The 6,374-nt window shown below is 71.4% G+C and carries 4 protein-coding genes; 2 read left to right on the top strand and 2 right to left on the bottom strand.

What is annotated here, in order from left to right; all coding sequences use genetic code 11:
- Window positions 1-52: 52 nt before the first annotated feature.
- Window positions 53-739 (top strand): rhomboid-like protein, encoded by a 687-nt coding sequence (locus tag VFB40_RS06630; protein WP_324848408.1) that lies wholly within the window; start codon window positions 53-55, stop codon window positions 737-739.
- On the opposite strand, the gene VFB40_RS06625 is transcribed toward VFB40_RS06630, so the two are convergent.
- Complete coding sequence (locus VFB40_RS06625; RefSeq protein WP_324848407.1) at window positions 699-1,979, bottom strand: MFS transporter; 1,281 nt, start codon at window positions 1,977-1,979, stop codon at window positions 699-701. The two genes, VFB40_RS06630 and VFB40_RS06625, sit on opposite strands and share 41 nt — an antisense overlap.
- Before the next feature lie 276 nt (window positions 1,980-2,255).
- On the opposite strand from VFB40_RS06625, the gene VFB40_RS06620 reads away from it, so the two are divergent.
- Window positions 2,256-3,365 (top strand): DUF4349 domain-containing protein, encoded by a 1,110-nt coding sequence (locus VFB40_RS06620; RefSeq protein WP_324848406.1) that lies wholly within the window; start codon window positions 2,256-2,258, stop codon window positions 3,363-3,365.
- An 85-nt stretch (window positions 3,366-3,450) separates the two neighbouring features.
- On the opposite strand, the gene VFB40_RS06615 is transcribed toward VFB40_RS06620, so the two are convergent.
- Entirely contained in the window at window positions 3,451-6,333 is a 2,883-nt protein-coding gene (locus VFB40_RS06615; protein ID WP_324848405.1) for an RICIN domain-containing protein, read from the bottom strand.
- Window positions 6,334-6,374 lie beyond the last annotated feature (41 nt).

The raw sequence follows: 6,374 nt of genomic DNA, 5'->3' as shown, positions 1-6,374 counted from the left end.
TCCGCGGCCGGGAGGTCGGGCGCCGGGACCGGGCCCCCGTCATGATGGATACATGTCCCATCCGGCGGCGCGGCACATGCGAACCGCGGCCGAGAACGTCCTTGCCTATGTGCGCAGCGCCCCGGGGACCTACGCCTGGCTTGTCATCCTGCTGATCAACACGATCATCATGGACCAGTTCAGCCCCCGGTTCCGCTACCACTTCGTGCTGCACCACTCCACCAATCTGCGCGAGCTCTCGCACGATCCGGTGCGCGTGCTGATCAGCAGCGCGCTGTGGCTCGACGGCGGGCACTGGTGGCCCTACCTGATCCTCTACAGCCTCTTCCACGCCCCCGTGGAACGCTGGCTCGGCTCCTCGCGCTGGCTGCTGGTCGTGATCGTCTCGCACGTCGGCGCCACGTACCTGAGCCAGAGCGTGGTCTACTACAACATCAGCCACGGCAACGCCCCGGCATCGGACGCCTACGTCGCGGACATCGGCGTCAGCTACGCACTGGCCGGCGTGGAAGGTGTGCTGACCTATCTCATCACCGCGCCGTGGCGCTACTTCTACGCGGCGGCGCTGCTCCTCTACTACGGCGCTTCCCTGCTGGGTGATCGGGACTTCACCGACCTCGGGCACTTCACCGCGCTGCTGCTCGGCCTCGCCTGCTACCCGCTGACCCGCGGCCGGGCCGGCTCCTGGGACCCGGTGCTCAGCCTGCGTTCGGCGTGGACGCGGGTTCGCTCAGAGTGAAGCCGCCGCCGTCTTCCCCGGCCGCGCCGCGGGCCTGCGCGCGCACCGCCGCGAAGTGCTCCGCGGTGCGCCGCTCCCCGAAGCCGAACGCGAACGCTGCGATCGCGCCCGCCGCGACCAGCGGCACCACCAGCCCGGCCCGGTGCGGCACGCCCGCGCCCCACAGCCCGGTCACCAGCGCCGAGCCGAACAGGAAGCCGACGTAGTTGAAGATGTTGAGCCGGGCCACCGCGACCCCGGTCTCGGCCGGGTCGAGCCGGCCGGCCGCGGAGAAGCACAGCGGGGCCATCACCGAGATGCCGAGCCCGACGACGCCGAAGCCGAGCAGCGCCACCAGCGGGCCCGGGGCCGCGACCGCGATCACGAAGCCGGCCGCCGCGATGGCCGCGCCGGCCCGCCCGACCGGCACCCCGCCGAAGCGCTCGGTGAGCCGGTCGCCCGCGAACCGGCCGGCCATGAACGGCACCGCGTAGGCGAAGTAGACGATGGTGATCTGCCAGCCGTGCCCGTGCAGGCCGTCCTGGACGTAGAGGCCGCCGGCGCTGGAGACGGTCGAGTCCGCGAAGTAGGCCAGGGCCATCACCGCGCACACGGCCAGCATCGGCCGCCACGCGATCGCGGGCGGCTTTCCGGTCTGCGCGTCCACGGCGATCGTCTCGTCCTTCACGCCGGCCAGCAGGAACTTGCCGACCGCCAGCAGCAGCACGGCCAGCGGCACGCTCGCCGCGGCGTAGAAGACCAGCAGCGAGGTGTGCGTGTTCGTGGCCAGGGTGGCCGAGACCGAGCCGATCGCCGCGCCGAAGGCCCACACGCCGTGGAAGGAGAGGATGATCGAGCGGCCGTAGCGCCGCTGCAGCGCGACCGCCTGCATGTTCGTCGTCGCGTCCACCGCGCCGATCGCGGCGCCGACCAGCAGCAGGAACGGCATCGCCGCGCCGAGCGTGTGCGCCGAGCCGACCCCGGTGATCGCGGCCAGGACCAGCAGCTGCGCGACGCGCAGCACGATCCGCGAGCCGAACCGGCCCACCAGCGCCCCGGCCACCAGCGAGCCGAGCGCCGCGACGACCAGGACCGCCGCCATGACCGCGGCGACCGTCGAGTCGCCGATGTGCAGCTGCTTCTCCAGCGTCGGGATCTCACTGGTGAGCGCGATCAGCGAGAAGCCCTGCGCGCCGAACGCCACGAACAGCGCGCCGCGCGACCGCCGCAGGGTCACGTCCATACCGCCCACACCGCTCACGATTCGCCGTCCTCCATGGAGGGGCAGCGTAAGAGCCGCGCCCGGCCCTTGGAAAGAGGCGCGGCAAAAAATGTGACCACAGGTTCGGGTTTTCTCGGCGCCACCCTTTCTCGGCGCCACTTTTTCTCGGCGCCACCGTATCCCGGCGCGGCCGAACCGATACCGAACGGTGATTCTGCGGCGGAACAGCCTCGGCCGCCTCCCCGTCCAAGAGGCGCTGACGCGGCGTCGGGCCGCGTCACGACGGGAGAGGGCGGGGCACGGATCGTGGGACTGATGCGAGGTGGGAAGCGGCGGGCCGGTTCGGCGGCGGCGCTGCTCGCGCTGGTGGTCGCCGGCCCGCTGGCGCTGACGGCGTGCAGCGGCGGTAACGGAGGGTCGAGCGTGTCCTCGTCGGCGCGCGAGCAGGGCGGTGCGGCGGCGGGGCAGGCGCAGGCGCCTGAGTCGCTGAAACAGGACTCGGCCGCCGGCACGTCGCCCGGCTCGTCGTCGGGGAGCGCAAGCACTGCCACGGGGACGGGCACGGCGGTGAAGTTGCCGAGCCGGGATCTGGTCATCACCGTCGGCTTGCAGGTCAAGACCTCTGATGCGGCGGCGGCCGCGGCGAAGGCGCAAAGCATCGTGCAGGCCGCCGGCGGCTACGTGGCCAACGAGGCGGTCGGCTCGGGGCAGCAGGTGGTGACGCCGCAGCCCGCGCAGTCCTCCGGCTCCGCTGACGGCGGCACGACGCCGGCGCCGGCCACGCTGCCGGACATCAACGACGCGTCCGACTCGACGCAGGCGGTGCTGGTCCTGCGCGTTCCGCCACAGAGCGTGGACTCGGTCCTCAACGCGCTCAGCGGCAAGGGCACCGTCACCTACCAGAGCCGGACCGCGACCGACGTGACCGGCCAGGTGGCCGACGTGGCCAGCCGGGTGGCCTCCGCGCAGGCCGCCATCGCGGAGTTGCGCGCCCTGATCGACAAGGCCGCCTCGATGAACGACCTGATCTCCCTGGAGCAGGCGCTCGCGCAGCGCGAATCCGACCTCGAATCCCTGGAGGCCCAGCAGAAGGCGCTCGCCGACCAGGTGCAGTTCGCGACGATCACCGTCGGCTACTTCACGCAGGGCAAGCCGGCCGCGCCGCCACCGGTCCGCACCGGCTTCATGCGGGGCCTGACGGTCGGCTGGCACGGCTTCCTCGCCGTGGTGCGCGGCCTGCTCGTCACGCTCGGGTGGCTCGTGCCGTACGCGGTGGTCGTCGTGGTGCTGTGGTGGCCGGTGCGCCGCCTGGTGCGCTGGAGCAGGGGCCGGCGCAGCGGCGGGGCACGGCCGGCCGGGACCGTGGCGCTCGCGCCGGCCGGCCCGCCGGCGGCCGAGGGTTCTGGTTCGTCCGCGGAGGACTGAACCGGCGGCGCGGTGCCCGGCCGGGCGGGACAGATCCCAGCCGGGCACCGCGCCGCAGGCGCGCTAACCCTCTACGTGCCGACCGTCAGTAGTCCAGGGTCAGGTACCACTGCTGGTTGGCGCCTCCGTTCGACGGCCATTGGATCACCGAGGCGTTCTGCGCCGTGGAGGCGCCGTTCACATCGGCCAGCATGCCGCTGTTGTGGTTGACCAGCGTGTACGCGCCGTTGCCGACTGGTGTGATCGACCACTGCTGGTTCGCGCCGCCGTTCGCCGCCCACTGATCCAGCTGCGTGCCCTGCGAAGTCGAGCCGTTCGGCACGTCCAGCACCAGGCCGCTGTTGACGTTCAACAGCGTCCAGTAGCTACCGGAGGCTCCCGGCCGCCACTGCTGGTTCAGCCCGCCGTTCGGCACCCACTGGATCACCTGGCCGCCGTTCGACATCGACGCGCCGGAGACGTCGGCGAGCAGGCCGCTGTTGCGGTTGACCAGCGTGTACGTCGCGTTCGGCTCCGGGACCGGGACCAGCTGCCACTGCTGGTTCGCCCCGCCGGTCGCAGGCCACTGATCCACCGCCGCGCCCGCCGCGGTCGAACCGCCGCTCACGTCGGCGACCAGGCCGCTGTTGCGGTTCGTCAGCGTGTAGTAGCCGTTTGCGGCGCCCACCACGGCCCAGGCCTGGTTGGCCCCGCCGTTATCAGACCACTGATCCAACTGCGCGCCCTGGGACGTGGAGCTGCCCGGCACGTCGAGCACCTGGCCGCTGGCGACGTTCACCAGCTTGTCGTAGCCGTTGTGCTCGCCGAGCAGCTGCCACTGCTGCGCCCCGGCCGCCGCCTGCGCGGACTGCACGATCAACGCGCCCTGCGAAGTCGAGCCGCCGCTGACCGCCAGCGCCAGCCCGCTGTTGCGATTCAGGATCTGATACGTCGCCGCGACCGGCGCCGCGCTGCCGACGGGAGCGATGGAGAGGTTGTCGAACTGGTCGGTCTGCCATCCGGCGATGCCGAGCCCGACCTGGCCGGTCGGATACGACGAGTCGGACGCCGAGCCCACCGTCGTGCCGTTGATCGCCGCGGTGAGCGTCGAGCCGTTGACCGTGAGCGCGAGGTGCTGCCAGGTTCCGGTGCCGGGGGCCGCCACGGATCCGCTGGCGAGGGTCGTCAGGGTCGCGTTGTACGAGTTCTTCACGATCGACCACCCGCCGGTGGACGAGAGCTGCAGGTAGTACGCCGTGATCCCGGCCACGGAGAAGGGGTGCTGGGTGTTGACCCGGGCCATCAGCTGCACCGAGCCGGCCTGCTCCATCAGGGCGTCGGCGCTCACGGTGTAGTTGGTCCAGCTCAGGTCGCCGAGCGTGGTGTACGGGGTGGCGGGATCGTCCCAGTTGACCGGGGCCTGCGCGGCCATCTGCCGCACGCACAGCCCGGAGCGGCCGGTGCACGGCTCGGCCTGGAACGAGCCGTCCTGGTCGGAGAGGTACGCCGGAGACTGGCCGGCCGCGGTCGAGTCGAAGGAGTCGGAGTAGGGGAGGGCCAGCGACGCCTTGGCCGGCGGCTGGGCGGCGCCCTTGCCCTGACCGCTGGTGGTCGTGACCGTGTAGATGTAGCCGGGCTGCAGGGTGAGCGTGTACGAGCCCGAAGACGGCGTCACGTCGCCGGCGTGCACGAGGTACGTCGAGGGATCGTGCGAGGCGAGGTTGGTCGTCCACACGTGCACGGTCCCGGTCGAGAGCCCGCCGGAGACGTTGAACGTGACGGTCTGCGCGGCGCCGGCCGTCGTGGTCTCCAGGATCGTCGAGTAGTCGCTGCCGTTGGTCGACTTGAGCGTCACGTAGGCGCCGTTCGCCTCGCTGCCGCCGAGGTAGCCGCTGCCCGAGTCGAGGAACTGCCAGCCGGGCGCGGTGAACTGGGTCACCTGCGCGGTAGCCCAGGTCTCGGTGCCGACGTCGTACCAGCCGGACCACGGCGAGTTGGCCACCATCAGGCCGGTGGTGTCGTAGCCGAGGTTCGGGTAGATCCCGGCGGCCAGCGGCCAGTTGATGTACGCGGTCATCTTCGCGTCGGTGTAGCCGCGCACGATCGAGCGGATCAGCGCCGGCGCGCCGGAGTCCTCGTCCTGCGAGCCGTTCTCGCTGGCCCACAGCTGCTTGCCGCTGGAGAGCGCGGCGCTCGTCGTCGAGCACGTATCGGCTGAACCGCCGTCGCCGCCGCAGGGATAGTGCGCGCCGAGGATGTTCACCGCGGCCGCGAAGGTCGAGTTCGAGTCGACGTCCGTGGCGATCGACCAGTCCGAGTCCGCGCCGACGATCCGCACGGCCGAGTAGCCGCTGGAGTTGAGGGTGCTGCGAAGCTGCTCGTACCAGGAGATGTTGTAGCCGCGCTCGTTCCAGCCGCCGAGGTAGTCGACGCTCAAACCGTTCTGCTTGGCGCAGCCGAGCCAGGAGACCAGGTAGTCGACCGTGTTCGTGGTCCAGAAGGTGCTGCCGACCCAGCCGGGCGCGCCCCAGGCCAGGCCGTAGAGCTTGATGTTCGGGTTGCGCGCCTTGGCCTGCCGCATCAGCCACCACTCGTAGCCGGTGGTGCAGTCGACCGAGCCGGCGGTGTGCTCGATGCTCGACTCGGAGCCGTCCGTCGAGTTGGTGTCGCCGCCGATCTCCACCTTGAGGATCTGCAGGTCGGCGCCGTAGCCGGGCTTGAAGAGGTAGTCCAGGATCTGGCTGCGCTCGGGCTCGGGGTAGTCGACCAGCAGCCGGGAGTTGCCGCCGCCGCCGCTGATCGCGCCGATGCCGTCGAAGGTGCGCCCGCCGGACCCGCCGTTGACGGAGACCGTGGTGGCGGCCGCGTGCGCGGGGGCCGGGGCGGCGACGAGCGCCGCGCCGGCGATGCTCAGGGAGCTGATCGCGGCCAGCGCCGCGCGCCAGGTGCGAGGTCGCGCCGTCCGTGACCTCGTTGTCCGGATTCGCATGGGTAATGTCCTCATCTAGGGCTGCGAAACGAACACAAAAT

This window comes from Actinocrinis sp. (genome assembly GCF_035650855.1).
GTDB lineage: Bacteria > Actinomycetota > Actinomycetes > Streptomycetales > Catenulisporaceae > Actinocrinis.
Note: the sequence above shows the minus strand (reverse complement) of the source record. Positions and strands in the feature narration are given on the sequence as shown.

Excerpts from the sequence above, each read along its gene's own strand:
- VFB40_RS06630 (WP_324848408.1), top strand. The coding sequence starts at position 53 with ATGTCCCATCCGGCGGCGCGGCACATGCGAACCGCGGCCGAGAACGTC.
- VFB40_RS06620 (WP_324848406.1), top strand. The coding sequence starts at position 2,256 with ATGCGAGGTGGGAAGCGGCGGGCCGGTTCGGCGGCGGCGCTGCTCGCG.
- VFB40_RS06615 (WP_324848405.1), bottom strand. The coding sequence starts at position 6,333 with ATGCGAATCCGGACAACGAGGTCACGGACGGCGCGACCTCGCACCTGG.